General features: G+C 55.1%; 18 protein-coding genes and 1 tRNA gene. 6 read left to right on the forward strand and 13 right to left on the reverse strand.

The annotated features are described in order from the left end of the window. Positions 1-10 precede the first annotated feature (10 nt). Genes OCA8868_RS12575 through dapF form a run of 3 tightly spaced genes read right to left on the reverse strand, consistent with a single transcriptional unit; the run spans position 11 to position 2,702 of the window. Positions 11-640, reverse strand: coding sequence for a glutathione S-transferase (locus tag OCA8868_RS12575; protein ID WP_093996935.1), 630 nt, complete (start codon positions 638-640; stop codon positions 11-13). Continuing rightward, the gene (gene mtaB / locus OCA8868_RS12580) at positions 637-1,890 is read right to left on the reverse strand and encodes a tRNA (N(6)-L-threonylcarbamoyladenosine(37)-C(2))-methylthiotransferase MtaB (RefSeq protein WP_093996936.1); all 1,254 of its coding nucleotides are present in this window, start codon (positions 1,888-1,890) and stop codon (positions 637-639) included. The genes OCA8868_RS12575 and mtaB overlap by 4 nt, the downstream gene beginning before the upstream one ends. Then, positions 1,887-2,702, reverse strand: a complete 816-nt coding sequence (gene dapF, locus OCA8868_RS12585) for a diaminopimelate epimerase (protein ID WP_093996937.1) — start codon at positions 2,700-2,702, stop codon at positions 1,887-1,889. The genes mtaB and dapF overlap by 4 nt, the downstream gene beginning before the upstream one ends. Before the next feature lie 96 nt (positions 2,703-2,798). Between dapF and OCA8868_RS12590 the strand changes: the two genes are divergently transcribed. The 3 genes from OCA8868_RS12590 to OCA8868_RS12600 all read left to right on the forward strand — a co-directional run bounded on the left by OCA8868_RS12590 (position 2,799) and on the right by OCA8868_RS12600 (position 4,029). Next, positions 2,799-2,874: transfer RNA gene (locus OCA8868_RS12590), tRNA-Lys, on the forward strand. Between the two features lie 252 nt (positions 2,875-3,126). Then, positions 3,127-3,423 (forward strand): winged helix-turn-helix domain-containing protein, encoded by a 297-nt coding sequence (locus OCA8868_RS17040; RefSeq protein ID WP_093996938.1) that lies wholly within the window; start codon positions 3,127-3,129, stop codon positions 3,421-3,423. A gap of 6 nt (positions 3,424-3,429) precedes the next feature. Then, positions 3,430-4,029, forward strand: coding sequence for a hypothetical protein (locus OCA8868_RS12600; protein ID WP_093996939.1), 600 nt, complete (start codon positions 3,430-3,432; stop codon positions 4,027-4,029). A gap of 74 nt (positions 4,030-4,103) precedes the next feature. Here the strand turns inward: OCA8868_RS12600 and OCA8868_RS12605 are convergent, their stop codons facing one another. Together OCA8868_RS12605 and OCA8868_RS12610 are read right to left on the reverse strand one after the other, a co-directional pair. Next, positions 4,104-5,000, reverse strand: coding sequence for a CHAT domain-containing protein (locus OCA8868_RS12605; protein WP_093996940.1), 897 nt, complete (start codon positions 4,998-5,000; stop codon positions 4,104-4,106). Between the two features lie 20 nt (positions 5,001-5,020). Further along, positions 5,021-5,446, reverse strand: a complete 426-nt coding sequence (locus OCA8868_RS12610; protein WP_143849625.1) for an HD domain-containing protein — start codon at positions 5,444-5,446, stop codon at positions 5,021-5,023. A gap of 338 nt (positions 5,447-5,784) precedes the next feature. Here OCA8868_RS12610 and OCA8868_RS12615 point away from each other — a divergent pair, with 338 nt between their 5' ends. Beyond that, the gene (locus OCA8868_RS12615; RefSeq protein WP_218822685.1) at positions 5,785-6,765 is read left to right on the forward strand and encodes a hypothetical protein; all 981 of its coding nucleotides are present in this window, start codon (positions 5,785-5,787) and stop codon (positions 6,763-6,765) included. Between the two features lie 192 nt (positions 6,766-6,957). Here OCA8868_RS12615 and OCA8868_RS12620 read toward each other — a convergent pair whose 3' ends face one another. Next, positions 6,958-8,151: an alpha-D-ribose 1-methylphosphonate 5-triphosphate diphosphatase gene (locus tag OCA8868_RS12620; protein ID WP_179214854.1), complete on the reverse strand. Its 1,194-nt coding sequence runs from the start codon at positions 8,149-8,151 to the stop codon at positions 6,958-6,960. Between OCA8868_RS12620 and OCA8868_RS12625 the strand changes: the two genes are divergently transcribed. Continuing rightward, on the forward strand, positions 8,150-8,821 hold the full coding sequence (locus tag OCA8868_RS12625; protein ID WP_093996943.1) for a DUF1045 domain-containing protein: 672 nt from the start codon (positions 8,150-8,152) through the stop codon (positions 8,819-8,821). The genes OCA8868_RS12620 and OCA8868_RS12625 overlap by 2 nt on opposite strands. Here the strand turns inward: OCA8868_RS12625 and phnN are convergent. Genes phnN through phnG form a run of 7 tightly spaced genes read right to left on the reverse strand, consistent with a single transcriptional unit; the run spans position 8,803 to position 13,806 of the window. Continuing rightward, positions 8,803-9,363 (reverse strand): phosphonate metabolism protein/1,5-bisphosphokinase (PRPP-forming) PhnN, encoded by a 561-nt coding sequence (gene phnN / locus OCA8868_RS12630; RefSeq protein ID WP_093996944.1) that lies wholly within the window; start codon positions 9,361-9,363, stop codon positions 8,803-8,805. The two genes, OCA8868_RS12625 and phnN, sit on opposite strands and share 19 nt — an antisense overlap. After that, a complete protein-coding gene (gene phnL / locus OCA8868_RS12635) occupies positions 9,360-10,043 on the reverse strand; it encodes a phosphonate C-P lyase system protein PhnL (RefSeq protein ID WP_093996945.1) in 684 nt (227 codons plus the stop codon). Before phnL ends, phnN begins: the two co-directional genes overlap by 4 nt. Before the next feature lie 3 nt (positions 10,044-10,046). After that, positions 10,047-10,817: a phosphonate C-P lyase system protein PhnK gene (gene phnK / locus OCA8868_RS12640; RefSeq protein ID WP_093996946.1), complete on the reverse strand. Its 771-nt coding sequence runs from the start codon at positions 10,815-10,817 to the stop codon at positions 10,047-10,049. Continuing rightward, on the reverse strand, positions 10,814-11,665 hold the full coding sequence (locus tag OCA8868_RS12645; protein WP_093996947.1) for an alpha-D-ribose 1-methylphosphonate 5-phosphate C-P-lyase PhnJ: 852 nt from the start codon (positions 11,663-11,665) through the stop codon (positions 10,814-10,816). Before OCA8868_RS12645 ends, phnK begins: the two co-directional genes overlap by 4 nt. After that, a complete protein-coding gene (locus OCA8868_RS12650; protein ID WP_093996948.1) occupies positions 11,662-12,750 on the reverse strand; it encodes a carbon-phosphorus lyase complex subunit in 1,089 nt (362 codons plus the stop codon). Before OCA8868_RS12650 ends, OCA8868_RS12645 begins: the two co-directional genes overlap by 4 nt. A gap of 1 nt (position 12,751) precedes the next feature. Next, the gene (gene phnH / locus OCA8868_RS12655; protein ID WP_093996949.1) at positions 12,752-13,351 is read right to left on the reverse strand and encodes a phosphonate C-P lyase system protein PhnH; all 600 of its coding nucleotides are present in this window, start codon (positions 13,349-13,351) and stop codon (positions 12,752-12,754) included. Next, the gene (gene phnG / locus OCA8868_RS12660; protein WP_093996950.1) at positions 13,351-13,806 is read right to left on the reverse strand and encodes a phosphonate C-P lyase system protein PhnG; all 456 of its coding nucleotides are present in this window, start codon (positions 13,804-13,806) and stop codon (positions 13,351-13,353) included. The genes phnH and phnG overlap by 1 nt, the downstream gene beginning before the upstream one ends. Positions 13,807-13,887: 81 nt before the next feature. Between phnG and phnF the strand changes: the two genes are divergently transcribed. Continuing rightward, complete coding sequence (gene phnF / locus OCA8868_RS12665; protein WP_093996951.1) at positions 13,888-14,607, forward strand: phosphonate metabolism transcriptional regulator PhnF; 720 nt, start codon at positions 13,888-13,890, stop codon at positions 14,605-14,607. The last annotated feature ends 7 nt before the right edge of the window (positions 14,608-14,614 follow it).

Here is a 14,614-nt window from a genome sequence, read left to right on the forward strand (position 1 = left end):
TGTTCCTTTGTTACGGGAACAGGACCACGTCATCCCCCGTTTTCCAAGGGGTGTATTTCGTCATGATCGACGTAAACCGTTCAGATGCTTTGAACGCCGCTAGCCAAGTTTGCGCGTGGGTGAAGGGCTGGGCATTCCACCAATCAATGTCGGTATGGGCGAACTGGCGCACGAAGGGCAGAATGGCGAGGTCGGCCAGCGACGGGTCATCGCCGAACAACCAAAGTTTACCATTCAGCTGAGAATCAAGCTTTGCGATAAAGGTTGCGGCTGTCGCTCTGCTCTCAGCTGGGTCCAGTTCGGGATGGCGGACGGCATACTTAGTGTGATCCAGCGCGGTCTTAAATGGCCCGTCGGATTCCTCGATCAGGGTGTATGCTTGTTCGGTCATTGGGGGCAGCAGGTTTTCGGGGTCTGACTGTTCCAACGCCCAACGCATGACGTCATAGGATTCCTCGACAATCGTGTCGGCAACGAGAACTGGAACCGTGCCTTTCGGGGATGCTTCAAGAAATTGGGGGGCTTTGTCGCGCAAAAGGATTTCGCGCAACTCAACCGTCAGGCCGCTGGATGCAATCGCGAGGCGGGCGCGCATCGCGTAGGGGCATCGGCGAAAGGAATAGAGGATGGGATAGGTCATGCTGTCAGCTGATCGCCGCGTGAGCCCATGATTCTCGCGGTGACGATTTGGGATTCCGGTTGGTCAGTATCAAACGTTACTTCGGTGAATTGTTCGGTGCGGCCCATGCGGGGGTTCTCCATCAGGATATGATGGGTTTTGCCGATTTGCTGGGACAGATGCTTGGCAACGGCTTGATCGCCAGCCGCACGAAGGCGTGCGGCGCGAGCTTTGATGTCTTTGCCGTTCACCGCGGGCATCCGTGCGGCGGGGGTGCCTTGGCGGGGCGAATAGGGAAACACGTGCAGCCAAGTCAGGGCGCAATCATCGACGAGTCTTAGAGAGTTTTCAAAATGCGCTTCGGTTTCTGTTGGGAAGCCCGCAATGATATCTGCGCCGAAGGTCATATCGGGGCGCAGTTTCCGGGCGTCTTCAGAAAACTTGATCGCATCATCACGCAGATGGCGGCGTTTCATACGTTTCAGGATCAGGTCATCACCGTGTTGAAGCGACAGATGGAGGTGCGGCATCAAGCGTGGTTCAGTGGCGATGGCCTGCATCAGGTTTTCGTCCACCTCAATCGAATCGATGGAGCTGATCCGCAGGCGCGGCAGGTCGGGGACTAACTTCAGAATACGCATGACGAGATCGCCAAGTTTTGGCTCCGCTGGGAGATCAGCCCCCCAAGACGTGAGATCAACGCCCGTAAGCACGACTTCATTGTAGCCTTTGCCAACCAGCCGTTTGATCTGTTCAACAACAACACCTGCGGGAACGGAGCGTGAATTGCCACGGCCATAGGGGATAATGCAAAACGTGCAGCGGTGATCGCAGCCGTTTTGCACCTGCACGTAAGCGCGGGAGCGGGTGCCGAAACCGTCGATCAGGTGTCCAGCGGTTTCAGTGACCGACATGATGTCGTCGACCTGCACCGGTTCGGTTTGCCCGATGAGGTCAGGCGCCATGCCGTTCCATGTTTCGGGCTGCATCTTTTCGGTGTTGCCGATGACCTTGCTGACCTCGGGCATGGCCACAAAGGTTTCCGGTTCGGTCTGCGCGGCGCAGCCTGTTACGATCAATGTCGCGTCTGGATTTTCGCGGCGCAGCTTGCGAATTTCTTTCTTAGCCTTGCGCACGGCCTCAGCGGTGACGGCGCAGGTGTTCACAACGACCGCGTTTTGAACGCCTGCAGCACCCGCGAGCTCTTTCATGGCTTCGGTTTCATAGGCGTTAAGGCGGCAGCCGAGGGTGGTGAACTTTGGTGCGTTCATAAGTGCCAGATACCGTCAAAGACGTGGGCGGTGGGCCCTGTCATCCAGACGCCGTCATCGCGCCAGTCGATGTGGATCGTGCCACCGTCGAGGTCGATGCGGACGGATTTGCCGGTAAGCCCTTTGCGATGTGCGGCAACGGCAGTCGCGCAGGACGAAGAACCAGACGCTAGCGTTACGCCAACGCCGCGTTCCCAAACACGCATGCGTAGATGGTCGGGCCCGACAAGGTGAGCGAACTGCACATTGGTGCGTTCAGGGTAAAGTGGGTGATGTTCTAACTCAGCGCCACGCGCCTCAAGGTCGATTGCGTCGGCGTTTTCAACGAAGAATGTGCAATGCGGGTTGCCCATACCGGTCGCCAGCGGCGCGCCGTCGATTGGCAAGGCATTGAGGTCAACATCCTCTGCAAGCGGTACGTCCTGCCACGTCAGTTGTGGGTGCCCCATGTTGACAGACGTCAACTGATCGCCAGCGTCGCGCGCAAAGAGCGTTCCACGTTCCGTCGTCAACGTCAGGTCGGCCTTACCCGATTCGTCCATGATGTGACGTGCAATGCAACGAGTCGCATTACCACAGGCGCCCGCAGTGCTGCCGTCAGAATTATAAAACGTCAGATGGACATCAGTATTCCCACGCTTGGTCATTACCGCCAATTGGTCGAACCCCACGCCGCGGTGACGATCGGCAATAGCCGCAACAATCGCTGGAGTGACGCGTGAGACGCCGTCACGTTCATCAATCACGACGAAATCGTTGCCTAGCCCGTGCATTTTCATGAAGGGCAGGTGGGAAGGGGAAGTCTGTGTCATGTGGGCGCATATAGTTGAGCTAAGTTCATGAATCCAGTCTTGCCGTATGATTAGGGGTTGACCCCTCGCGCTACGGTTTCTAATAGCACGCGGAGTGGGCCGTTAGCTCAGTTGGTAGAGCAACTGACTTTTAATCAGTAGGTCGATGGTTCGAACCCATCACGGCTCACCACTTTTTCCTCTTTGACGAATGACACCTGATCGTTCCTTTACGACAGGTTTTTGTCCTTTCTCGAGCTAGTTTGCTCGGCTGGCTCTATTTATTTTGGTCTATCGCTCAAATGGATGGCCGTGTGACTCATCCCTTCCAATCGTGCTGCCCTTCATTCTTCTTGGATTTTCTCCGCTAGGATGCCACTATGCTTACAAGCGATTTTCGAAAGCCAAATCTTAAGTAAGCGTATCGCAGCCAAATGCTAAAACCATGAATTCATATCTTCAGATTGCCCAATCAGTACTGCAGAAGTCTCGCCAGCCCTTGTCAGCACGTGAGATTTTGGATGCTGCTTATCGACTGCAGCTAGTACCGGAGCATCTCTTTGGAAAGACACAGTACAAGACGCTACAGGCTCGTTTGTCTGAAGATTTGCTCCGCAACCGCAAGAGAACCATTTTTGCGCGCACCGGACCCGGCCGATTTGTGCTACGGGAGCAGTTGAGCAAAACAAAAACTGACAATGATGAGTATGTTGCGCCACTAAGAGCATATCAGTTAAAGTAGTTTGATGTGATCTGTGCAGCGCAAGAAGATATTGATGCTATGTGGACTGCAGGCGCAACAGTCGCTCCTTTTTCAGGACTCGCGAAGGCGTTCACGCGCCAACTTCCATTGCTCGAAGTCGAGAAAGAGCCATCTCTAATACACATCAGATTGCTTGTAACAATCAAATGTTTGGACAAGTTTCTAAGCATGAACTCGATGCTAACAGCCAATGAAGCTTCAGGACGCTCACTAGGTTTTGGGGGATACTTGAAAGGCATGGATGCAGATTTATTTTCCACCGATCCATTTGGATTTGACGAAGCATCTCGACGGACTTTGGCGGAGCAAACCACACTGTCGAAGGAAGACCTCGACGGCCTCACATCTTTGATGGCAGATCATTCGCTACAGTGCATTAAACGGCTAGATCAGGACGAAGCTGGTAATTCAGTTGTGCTTTTAACGTCATACGAATGTTCTGAGCCAGACAAGTTGATATCACACATTCCCACTCATCGTTCGCCAAGATGGGTCCAGGTTCCTTCAGGCATCAACAATTACGAGAACTTAGAACCGGTATCAAAAATCGCTGTTGAAAATCGAGTCTTGGCGTCACCAATTTAAGTCTAGGTTTGCTACGCATATCATGGGATCTCAGCATACTGCCAAATCCGCGTGAACGCTTTCGTGATGAGTTTTTAAGTCAGTAATCGGTATTTATCAGCTTCTTCTCGGCTGACGGTAGAAACTTCAGCAACACCCATCCTGAAGGCATTTTCGTAGGAGCGACCATGTGCCAACGCCTGGTAGAATGCATAGGTAAATTTTGGAGCAGTCAGGTCATTAATCGAGTCAACGGAACCCACGACAGTATCAACGTGCTTCCGACAAGCTTGAGCGACATCCTCGGTTAGGCACGCATGCAGTACGACGCACTCGAGATTTCCGTATGCACCTAGGATCTCTGCAAGAACCTCTCCATCAATCTCCGAGGTGTTGCCTTCCCTGTCTTCAAACAACAAAACTCCAACATCGCCGTGGCCACTAAAATGAAGTACCATGGGTTCGTTGTTGAGCAATTCCTTTTGGATCTGATCTAGGCGGACAGCAAATTTCTGAACTACGGTCAGATCACGTCTTGGAGACTTCACCATTTCCAGCTGTTCTTCAAGAAGCGCCGCTTCACGATCAGCCCTGATGCGGCCTTGATCATCGGGCGTTGCGTTTAGTACGAGAACGTTCAATTTAGCTTGCATATCTACCGCCTTTACAACTTGTTGTTCATTGGATGGCTCTTCACTATGGGTTCTACGTGACAACCCATGTTCATCCGAAAGGATTGCAGCCAATTCCGCACTTGCATCTCCTATTTCTAGGGCTTCAATTTCGGTTGGATCTGTAAGACTGCCAGTTTGTCTAAGGGCCAATTGTGCCCAATCAAAAGTAGCTTTCCTAACTGCATTCGCCGTATGATACCTGAGGTCAGTTTCGCTCGGATATTTTTGCGCAAGCCCAGCATACGCATCAATTAGCTCAACAAATCCCGGCTCTGCGCGTATTCTCACAATGAATGCGGCTGAAGCTTGAAGCAGCATATTAGATACGCCAAATGCACTCAAAAAAATCTTAAAACGCTTAAAATTGTAGACGGCTCTCTGTGCTGGTAGGTAGAATAACCGTCTTCTCCCACAGGGTCTTTGTCGCCTGTAAAAACCTCGAGCTGGTCATGCAAAAGCGCGAGTTCAATAGCCTTTGCCTTGTTCAACTTTTGGAAGTGCGGTGCAAGAAGCTGAACGGAGCTTGCAACTTGAAACGTATGCGCTGCGACATTCTCGAGAGCTAACTCCCCTGGCTTAACTTCAGCTTCGCTCGTTTCAGTTTCCCAATGGTATTGTCCAAAAAAACGAATTGTTCGTTCCAGCTCAAACATTCGATAGATTTGGTCAATGTCTGCTCGAATTTCTGTCTTTGGGAGTCCCAAAACTTCGTTGATTGTCAAATCAGGGGTTAGCGTCTCTAGAAACATCTTGATAATACTCAAAGAAAATACTGTTTTACCCTATCGTCAAAGTTGTGGAATGGGAACACTTTGCTACCCATTTGGCGTAGTGCGCACAGTCGCGAGAGTTCGCATATGACTCCTACGCAAACGCGTACATGGGACAATCGGTAGACACAGATAGCCTGCAATTCGCATTTTTGACGTTCGTTTTAGTTTAGCCGCTGGCTTGCTTGTCCAACACTGACTAATCTGGATCAAGCAACACGGACTTCCAATCGATGGGCTAGTTTATGGTAAAATGGTCAGATCTAAACCGCTCTTCCGACGTCATCCTCGCTGTATGGCCGCGATACCGTCCGTTGCACGAGCGTTGGTTCATGCAAGAGTTTGTCGATAATGGAGATTCGTCACCAACTTGGCGTGATCGTCTAGTGCCTGGCGATGGTGACATGGTATTCGCTGATCATTACCCTGATCGGGGTTCTGCAATATCTGCTGCAGAAACGCTGAATGTGACCCTGCGGCAGGTGTTTTCAGGACGAACCATGGACGACAGTCTAAAGCGGTCTTTGGAACTCAAGATAGATAAGACGCTGCAGGCAAAACAGCGTTTGCAAGCCGAAGAATCGTTGATGCTACAAGAAGCAATACGACGTCATGCTGATGACGACCGGCCCGACGCTTCGTCTCTAAAGATCGCGCCGGAATCTGAACGGCATCGACATGATCTTTCTGTTCAGCTTGCTGCTATGCCCTACCTAAAAGTCGTAAAAGTTAGCAGGGTCAATAATCGCTGGTCTCATGATTTACTCTACCTTGGCCCCGACGATGTCTGGTCGAAACCATACTTTGCCGGTGAGAAAGCAGCCATGATTGCGGAACGTGCAAAAATAGCCAACGGTTTCAATATCAGCGCAACTGCACACTGGGGAAAAACCAAGGCGAAAATTCGCGAAATCCTTCTCCCGCGCGCCAATCAGCTGCTCCAACTTGCGAGCGTCCAACGTTTGCTTGCCGACACGCTTGAACGCGGGGAACGCGTGCTAGTTTCTAACGGGATTGTTTTTTGGTACGAGGGTGATGAGATCGGTTGGCTGATCAAGGAAATATCAGCCTCCCAAGCACGGGGCGGTCAAACTATATGGAAAGAGGGCACTATTCTTTCCAAAAACCATGGGCGTTTAGTCGTCCTCCCTTACATAAAGGAAAGTGGTGAACACGTTTGCGGGCACACTAAAAACGGACCAAACGATGGGCGAGCCTTACCTCGCCATCCAGACCAATATGTTGAAATTGATTTTTCATTCTATGATGGAGATCTGATGATCGGGCTTTTTGGTGAGTTGCCCTACGAATGAAATATCAGCCGTTGATAGGCTCAAAATTCATTTTCTAATTCCGCCTATCATTGATGTGATCAGGTTGGCGTAACGGACTAGCGAGTAAGAATGGTCTGTCAGATATCAGCTGGATGAATGATGGGCGTGCGTATCTACGACGCGACTGTTTCATGATCATTGGGTCCTAAGCGATCGAGGTTCCCCAAAGCCTTAGGCAACTTTGTCGCCTTGGCTCCAGACGCCGCGGAGTAGAGGCGTTTCGCCGATTTTGCGCACGCGCAGAACGTCACCGCGCAAACCTGTTTTCAAAGCACCACGGTCATGCAACCGCACGGCATTCGCAGGGTTGCTGGTAACGGTCGCAATAGCGCGAGGCAAATCATTCCAGATATCAGCAAGGCGGAAGGCCGACAAAAGCAGCGCTGAGGGCACGTAGTCCGACGAGACAATATCGAGAAGATCGGCTTTTGCGAGGGCCTCTGCCGCAACATTGCCGGAGTGGGATCCGCCGCGGATAAGGTTGGGTGCGCCCATCATCACGGCAATGCCGTGCATGCGACAGGCAGCTGCGGCCTCAACCGTTGTGGGAAACTCGGCAAACCCCACGCCGTTCCCCGCTGAGGTTCCAACATGATCGGCCGTGGTATCATCATGGCTGGCCAGAACTGCATTCAGGCGGCGGGCTTCTTTCACCGCCCCCACCTCGTGCTTTGCCCCGAGGCGTTTTTGCAGACCCAAAAGAGTCTCAACATGTTCGGTAAACTCTGCGTCGTTCATCCCGCGTTTCTTAGCGACGTAGGTTTTCAGCGCGGTTAGGTCACGGAACTGGCGCTGGCCCGGGGTGTGATCCATCAGGCTGACGATGCCGACCCTGTCTGACGATCCGAACGCCGACAGTTCCTCAAGCAGCGTCTCTGAACAGATTTCGGCCCGTAGATGGAGGAAATGACTTATCTTGAAATACCCTTGCGCGCGCGCTGCCAAGAGTTCATCCGCCAGCTTTCGGGCGTAGTCTATGTAGCGTCCCTTGCCGTTGTGGATGGACCCCACCCGCATGGCGTCAAACACCGTCGTGATGCCGGTGGATGCCAACTCTGCATCGTGCGCGATCAGCGCGGGCAAATGTGGCCAGTCCACCTCTGGGCGCGGTTCGATATGGCGTTCGACATTGTCTGTATGCAGTTCGACAAGACCGGGAAGAACAAGGTCACCGGCGCAATCCAGGGCTCCGGTTGGGACATGATCTCCTTCAGTAATGTCACAAATGACGCCTTGTTCGATCGTCACCGCACCAGTGAGTACCTGATCTTCCAACACAAGCTGCGCATTGGCGAGACATAGGTCGCTTGACACATCGTTGTCACAAGCCTTTGTCAAAGAGGACGTGGGGAAAGGGGAATTCATGTCATACTCTCGATTTGCAATTTACTATGTGCCGCCGGTAGGGCCCTTGGCCGATTTCGGTGCTTCTTGGCTTGGTTGGGATGTGTTGCATGGCCGTGAGACACCCCAGCCAGATATGCCGGGTTTGGATGACATCACGATGACACCGCGCAAATACGGGTTTCATGCGACTTTGAAACCGCCATTTCGTCTGGCAGAAGGGCAAAATGTGCCGGCTCTTGAAGCAGCCGTATCTGACCTTGCTGTCGACCTCGCGCCGGCCATATGTGATGGCTTGGAATTGACGACTTTGGGCGGTTTTCTGGCGCTGACCCCGCAAGACGATATGCAAGCAGTGCGCCGGGTTGCTGGGGGCTGTGTGCGAGAGCTTGATCAGTTTCGCGCCCCAGCTTCCGAGGCAGAATTCGCGCGCCGTCGCAAAGCCGGTCTGAGCCCGGCGCAAGAGGCGCTGTTGACGCAATGGGGCTATCCTTATGTGATGGAGGAGTTTCGGTTCCACATGACCCTGACGGCGGGGCTGCTGCAGGATGACATCGCCGTATGGTCGGCTGCTGTGCGGCGTCATTTGCCGGACCTGCCTCGCCTTTTTGTGTTGGATCAGATCGCTTTGTGCGGTGAGCGGGAAGATGGCCGGTTTGAGGTGATCCATCGCTACAAACTCACCGGCTGAAGCAGTGCTGCGCCCCGGGCGATGGTCTGGGACAGCGGACCATCGTTTGCGAGGTTGATCACCTTGAGCCCAGCCGGCAAGGGCTTGTCAGCCACTGCAAGGCGTTTGCTGATCTCTTTTTCCGTCTCACGGGCCCGCGCGGCCAGACGGTGCGCAAGTGTTTCCGGTTTCGCGGTGATGTTGAGAACGACGAGGCGTGGAAAAATCTCGGCCGCTTGGGCCAGAGCCTTGCGGGAGAAATTGACAAGGCAATCGGTGCCCTTGCCAAGTTGGTATTTGACGGCAATCGGAACGCCGTAATGCAGCCCGTGCGCGCGCCAATGCACGGCAAAAGCCCTACTTTCAACTAAGGCTTCAAATTGCGACACAGACACAGCATCGTAATCCTCGCCACCCAATTCGGGCGCACGTGTGATGACGCGGCGCACCAGATGCAAATCGGGTATTACGCCGCGTAGGCCCGCCATCACGCTGTCCTTGCCGACACCCGATGGACCGACAACCGCGATGAGGCGTCCCCCAGACTTTGAGGCAAGCGTCATGCAGCCATTCCGGGGGTAAAGCGGCCGACATCAATTTCACGATCACAGACTCGGGTGCGGGCTGCCTCATCATGGAAAATACCGATAATGGCCGCGCCGCGCGCTTTGGCGTCCTCAATCAAGGAGAGCACCACCTCGCGGTTCGCAGCGTCCAAGCTCGCGGTAGGTTCATCAAGCAACATCGCAGGGTAGGTATGGGCAAAACCACGGGCAATGTTCACGCGCTGTTGCTCGCCGCCCGAGAAGGTTGTGGGGGACAAGGACCACAGCCTTTCGGGGATGTTTAATTGGGTCAGAAGCGCCGATGCGCGGTTCTGCGCTTCGTCTGCCGGCACTCCCAAGGCGCGCAGAGGCTCCGCAACCACATCCAGCGTTGGCACGCGCGGCACCACACGCAGGAACTGGCTAACATAGCCCAGCACATCACGACGCAATTTGATGAGGTCGCGCGGTTCAGACCGCACGATGTCCAAATCGCCAATGCGAATTTCACCTGCCTGCGTCAGGTAATTGCCGTAGATCATCCGCATCAGCGTGGATTTACCAGCACCAGAGGCCCCAGTGAGCGCCACGCATTCACCGGGAACAACCGCAAAGGACACATCGCTGATCACTTCGATCACGGCACTTCCCTGGTTGTGCAGGGTAAAGGTTTTGGAGACGTCTTTGAGTTCAATCATGGCTCATACCTGTAAAACGGAACTGACAAGAAGCTGGCTATAGGCATGCTGCGGATCGTCCAGTACCTGATCTGTCAGACCCGCTTCGACCACGCGGCCTGATTTCATGACCATTAGGCGGTCCGCCAGCAGGCGCACCACAGCCAGGTCATGGGTTACGATGATCGCTGACAGCCCCATGTCACGCACCAGACCGCGCAGCAGATCCAGCAGTCGCGCTTGAACCGACACATCAAGACCGCCTGTGGGTTCATCCATGAACACAAGACGCGGGCCCGTCACGAGATTGCGCGCTATCTGCAAGCGTTGCTGCATCCCGCCAGAGAAAGTTGTGGGCCTATCATCTACACGGGTTGCGTCGATCTCGACCCGCCCGAGCCAATCCGTGGCCTTGTCGCGGATGTCACCGTAGTTGCGTTCGCCCACAGCCATCAACCGCTCGCCTACATTGCCTCCTGCGCTGACGCCCATGCGCAGCCCGTCGCGGGCGTGTTGGTGGACAAAAGCCCAATCGGTGCGACCGAGCATCCGCCGCTCCGGCTCTGACATGGTAATTGTGTCGCGCGGGCCGTCGGTGCGGGTGTCGAACACCACCTGTCCCGCATCGGGGATCAGATGCCCTGCCATGCAATTGAGCAAGGTGGATTTACCTGACCCGCTTTCGCCAACGATCCCCATAACCTCACCGGGATACAGGTCAAAAGACACATCCGCGCAACCGATATGCGCACCATATCGCTTGGTGATGCCTTGAACGGAAAGCAAAGGTGTCATGCTGCGTCCTTTCCTTTATGGCCCGCTGCCTGGCGCGCTTCGCAATAGTCGGTGTCAGAGCAGACAAACATTCGCCCACCTAAGTCATCGATGATCAACTCATCCAGATAGCTGTCGTTCGCACCGCACATCCCGCAGAGATGATCTGCTTTGGACGCTTCGAACGGATGATCCTCAAAGTCTAGGCTGACCACCTGGGTATATGGGGGCAGCGCATAAATACGTTGCTCGCGGCCTGCGCCAAAAAGCTGGATTGCGGCCATATCGCCCAGTTTGGCGTTGTCGAATTTGGGGATCGGCGAGGGATCCATCACATAGCGTCCTTCGACCTTGACCGGATAGGCATAAGAGGTCGCGATATGACCGTGGCGGCTGATATCTTCGTAAAGTTTCACATGCATCAGTCCATATTCTTCAAGGCTGTGCATCTTGCGAGTCTCGCTTTCACGGGGTTCGAGAAAGCGCAGCGGTTCCGGGATCGGCACCTGATAGACAAGGATCTGACCTTCGTGTAGCGGCTCTTCGGGGATGCGGTGCCGGGTCTGAATCACAGTGGCGTCACTTGTCGCAGTGGTCGTCGCAACTCCTGCCGTGCGTTGAAAGAAAGTCCGGATTGAAACGGCGTTTGTGGTGTCATCGGCCCCTTGGTCGATCACCTTGAACGTGTCCGAGGGCGTCAGCACCGCAGCCGACACCTGCACGCCGCCTGTTCCCCAGCCATAGGGCATTGGCATCTCGCGAGAGGCGAAAGGGACCTGATAGCCGGGAATGGCAAGCCCCTTAAGGATTGCGCGGCGGATCATCCGTTTTGTTTGTTCGTCCAAATAGGCGAAGTTGTACTCAGTCATTCCGCTGCCTCCTGCACCTGTTGCGCACCCGCTTCGCGACGGAGCTTGCGCACCAGTTCCAATTCAGATTGAAAATCGACGTAATGGGGCAGTTTGATATGTTCTAGGAACCCCGTCGCCTGAATGTTGTCGGCGTGATACAAAACGAATTCTGCGTCCTGTGCAGGTGCACCAACGTTATCCTCGCCCAATTCTTCCCAGCGTAACGCGCGATCGACCAAGGCCATGGAGATTGCCTTGCGTTCGGTCTGGCCAAAGACCAGCCCATAGCCCCGCGTAAACTGTGGCGGCTCGGTTTTCGAGCCGGTGAATTGGTTGACCGTTTCACATTCGGTCAGGGTCACTTCTCCGATCTCAACGGCAAATCCCAGTTCGGGGATGTCCATCTCGACCGGCACCGACCCGATCCGTAGCTCGCCCACAAAGGCATGGTTGCGCCCGTAGCCGCGTTGCGTGGAGTAGGCGAGGCCAAGGGTAAAACCTTCGTCCGCGCGGGTCAGCGCTTGCAGGCGCAGGGCGCGGTCGGCGGGCATTTCCAGCGGTTCGCGGGTCAGGTCTGGGGGCGGCGTATCGTTATGGGGGGCCTCTTCGATCAGCCCTTCGCGGTTCAGGAATTCGGTGACATGCGGGACAGTGCCCGTCTCGGCGTCACGTGAAGGAGCCTTGGGCACATCGCCATCAGCGGCCAGTTTGAAATCAAGCAAACGGTGCGTGTAGTCAAATGTTGGGCCCAGGACCTGCCCGCCGGGCAGGTCCTTGAACGTGGCCGAGATCCGCCTGTCGCAGGCCATAATGCCGGTATCGACAGGCTCGGACGCACCAAAGCGCGGCAGAGTGGTGCGATAGGCGCGAATGAGGAAGATCGCTTCGATCATATCGCCACGCGCCTGCTTGATCGCAAGTGCCGCCAGGTCCGGATCATAAAGCGACCCTTCGGCCATGACGCGATTGACGGCAAGACTGAGTTGCTCGCGGATTTGCGCAATGCTGAGCTCCGCGACATCCGTGTTGCCGCGGCGTTCTTCAGCGAGCCAGGCATGGGCATTTTCGATTGCCCGCTCTCCGCCTTTGACTGCTACATACATATCAGGATGCTCCCGCTTGCGCACGCGCTTGGCTACTTGAACGCGAGACTTCGGCTGATCGGGGCAAAGCCGCGAGGCGGCCGCCACAAGTGAAAATGAAATCCAGCCCCAAAGGGAACAGGGTTCGGTTGGCCTGAAACGCTTCCAATTCTGGCAAGGAAAGCGTTGCCGTTTCCTTGATACCAGGGCCCGTCAATGTTGCACCTGAGGCAAGTTCGGAACATTCAACTATGAGCGTGGCCGAGCGGTCAGGGTACTCGGACGTGCCGATCGGGTAGACCTCGAGCGGCGTGAGCGCGTCCCATTTGCCAACCGCAAACATGCACTGCGCGGGGCCAACAAAAGGGGCACCTGTGTGAAAGGCCAGCCACGCCCGCGCCGCATCGCAATCCATGTCGCCAGCCAGATAAACCGGTGTTTCCGTATCGCAGAGTGTCAGCAGAACGGCACCCATCGCGGGCGACAGCGGGGCTGGGGGTGCAGCCCCGTGGATATCCTGAATGGTGCCGGGGCGGGCCATGGCCTCCATCACACTACGAAAGGCGTGGGCTGACTGGGTGGCTGGATCAGCAAAGCCGCCGGACAGGGTGTTTGCCTGCATCAGTCTTCTCCTCTGGTCATAGTAAAGAAATCAACCTTTGTCGCGGCTGCCTTGGCCGCGCGGGCAGCTTTCATGGTGGCCATTCCTGTTTCCAGAGGCGCAAGGACCGCCTCGCGCAGCCTACTTGCCATTGCGGTCTGCATAAGCGCATCTACGAGAGCGGCGACTTCGGCATCTGCTTTGCTGCGCCCTTGAATATAGCTGTGCCCGACTTCGCCGGTTTCCAACGTCAAAGCGCAGCGGGTTATAGTCATCTCGCCCAGATTGAAGGGTGCGCCGGTGGCACCAGCGCGTGCGCGGACCATCGTGCTGCCAATCTCTGGTGCACGCAGCCACGTAAAAGCAGGGCGCGATATTTCAGCATCCAACAGTGCAGCCACGCGGCCTTCGGGCGCTTTAGCCAGCAGACCCATCCACGCCTTACGGGGATTATTTTCGCTTACAGTGTCTTTCATCTCGACAACTTGTCTCTTTCCTATACAACTATACATATCTTATCATATTGATGTCCTCATGACAGAAGAGTTTTGTGAAATTTGCGTGACAGTTCTGACAAAACCCCGATCTGGAAGGCCATCGCTAACGCATTGCGCAGCGACTTGGCCGAAGGGCGCTATAACCCCGGTGACAAACTGCCGACCGAGGCTGCGCTGGCAGAGCGATTTGGCGTGAACCGCCACACGGTACGCCACGGGATTTCTGTATTGGTTGAGGACGGGCTGGTGCGCACCCGTCGCGGCGCAGGGGCCTTTGTCGCGGCCACGCCAACTGACTATCCGATTGGCAATCGCGTGCGGTTCCACGAAAACCTGATCGCCGCGGGCCGTAGGCCCGAAAAGCGCATGCTCGCGTTGGACGAGCGCGCTGCGACGATTGGCGAGGCTCAGGCGTTGCAGATCGAGGCCGGCGATCCGGTTTGTGTCTATCACGGGCTTTCATTGGCAGATGGCCAGCCGGTTGCTGTATTCGAAAGCTTGTTCCCACTGGCGCGCCTAGTAGGCATCACCACTGCATTGAAGGAAGCAAGCAGCGTGACACAAGCCTTAAGTGTTGTGGGCATCGACGACTATACGCGTGCCTCAACCCGCCTTACGGCAGTCCGCGCCACGGCAACCCAGGCATTGCTGTTGCATGTTGCCGAAGGTGATCCGCTGCTGAGATCCTCGAGTCTAGATCATTCCGAGGGCGGGCTGCCCGTAGAATACGGTCGCACTTGGTTTGCTGGTGACAGGGTTACGCTGACACTTGAAACGTGAGGCTTGC

Source organism: Octadecabacter ascidiaceicola (assembly GCF_900185015.1).
In the GTDB taxonomy this organism is placed as follows: Bacteria; Pseudomonadota; Alphaproteobacteria; order Rhodobacterales; family Rhodobacteraceae; genus Octadecabacter; species Octadecabacter ascidiaceicola.

What these genes read in the sequence shown, in the direction of transcription:
- OCA8868_RS12575 (WP_093996935.1), bottom strand. Translation starts at nt 640, where the DNA reads ATGACCTATCCCATCCTCTATTCCTTTCGCCGATGCCCCTACGCGATG.
- mtaB (WP_093996936.1), bottom strand. Translation starts at nt 1,890, where the DNA reads ATGAACGCACCAAAGTTCACCACCCTCGGCTGCCGCCTTAACGCCTAT.
- dapF (WP_093996937.1), bottom strand. Translation starts at nt 2,702, where the DNA reads ATGACACAGACTTCCCCTTCCCACCTGCCCTTCATGAAAATGCACGGG.
- OCA8868_RS17040 (WP_093996938.1), top strand. Translation starts at nt 3,127, where the DNA reads ATGAATTCATATCTTCAGATTGCCCAATCAGTACTGCAGAAGTCTCGC.
- OCA8868_RS12605 (WP_093996940.1), bottom strand. Translation starts at nt 5,000, where the DNA reads ATGCTGCTTCAAGCTTCAGCCGCATTCATTGTGAGAATACGCGCAGAG.
- OCA8868_RS12615 (WP_218822685.1), top strand. Translation starts at nt 5,785, where the DNA reads ATGCAAGAGTTTGTCGATAATGGAGATTCGTCACCAACTTGGCGTGAT.
- OCA8868_RS12625 (WP_093996943.1), top strand. Translation starts at nt 8,150, where the DNA reads ATGTCATACTCTCGATTTGCAATTTACTATGTGCCGCCGGTAGGGCCC.
- OCA8868_RS12620 (WP_179214854.1), bottom strand. Translation starts at nt 8,151, where the DNA reads ATGAATTCCCCTTTCCCCACGTCCTCTTTGACAAAGGCTTGTGACAAC.
- phnN (WP_093996944.1), bottom strand. Translation starts at nt 9,363, where the DNA reads ATGACGCTTGCCTCAAAGTCTGGGGGACGCCTCATCGCGGTTGTCGGT.
- phnL (WP_093996945.1), bottom strand. Translation starts at nt 10,043, where the DNA reads ATGATTGAACTCAAAGACGTCTCCAAAACCTTTACCCTGCACAACCAG.
- phnK (WP_093996946.1), bottom strand. Translation starts at nt 10,817, where the DNA reads ATGACACCTTTGCTTTCCGTTCAAGGCATCACCAAGCGATATGGTGCG.
- OCA8868_RS12645 (WP_093996947.1), bottom strand. Translation starts at nt 11,665, where the DNA reads ATGACTGAGTACAACTTCGCCTATTTGGACGAACAAACAAAACGGATG.
- OCA8868_RS12650 (WP_093996948.1), bottom strand. Translation starts at nt 12,750, where the DNA reads ATGTATGTAGCAGTCAAAGGCGGAGAGCGGGCAATCGAAAATGCCCAT.
- phnH (WP_093996949.1), bottom strand. Translation starts at nt 13,351, where the DNA reads ATGCAGGCAAACACCCTGTCCGGCGGCTTTGCTGATCCAGCCACCCAG.
- phnG (WP_093996950.1), bottom strand. Translation starts at nt 13,806, where the DNA reads ATGAAAGACACTGTAAGCGAAAATAATCCCCGTAAGGCGTGGATGGGT.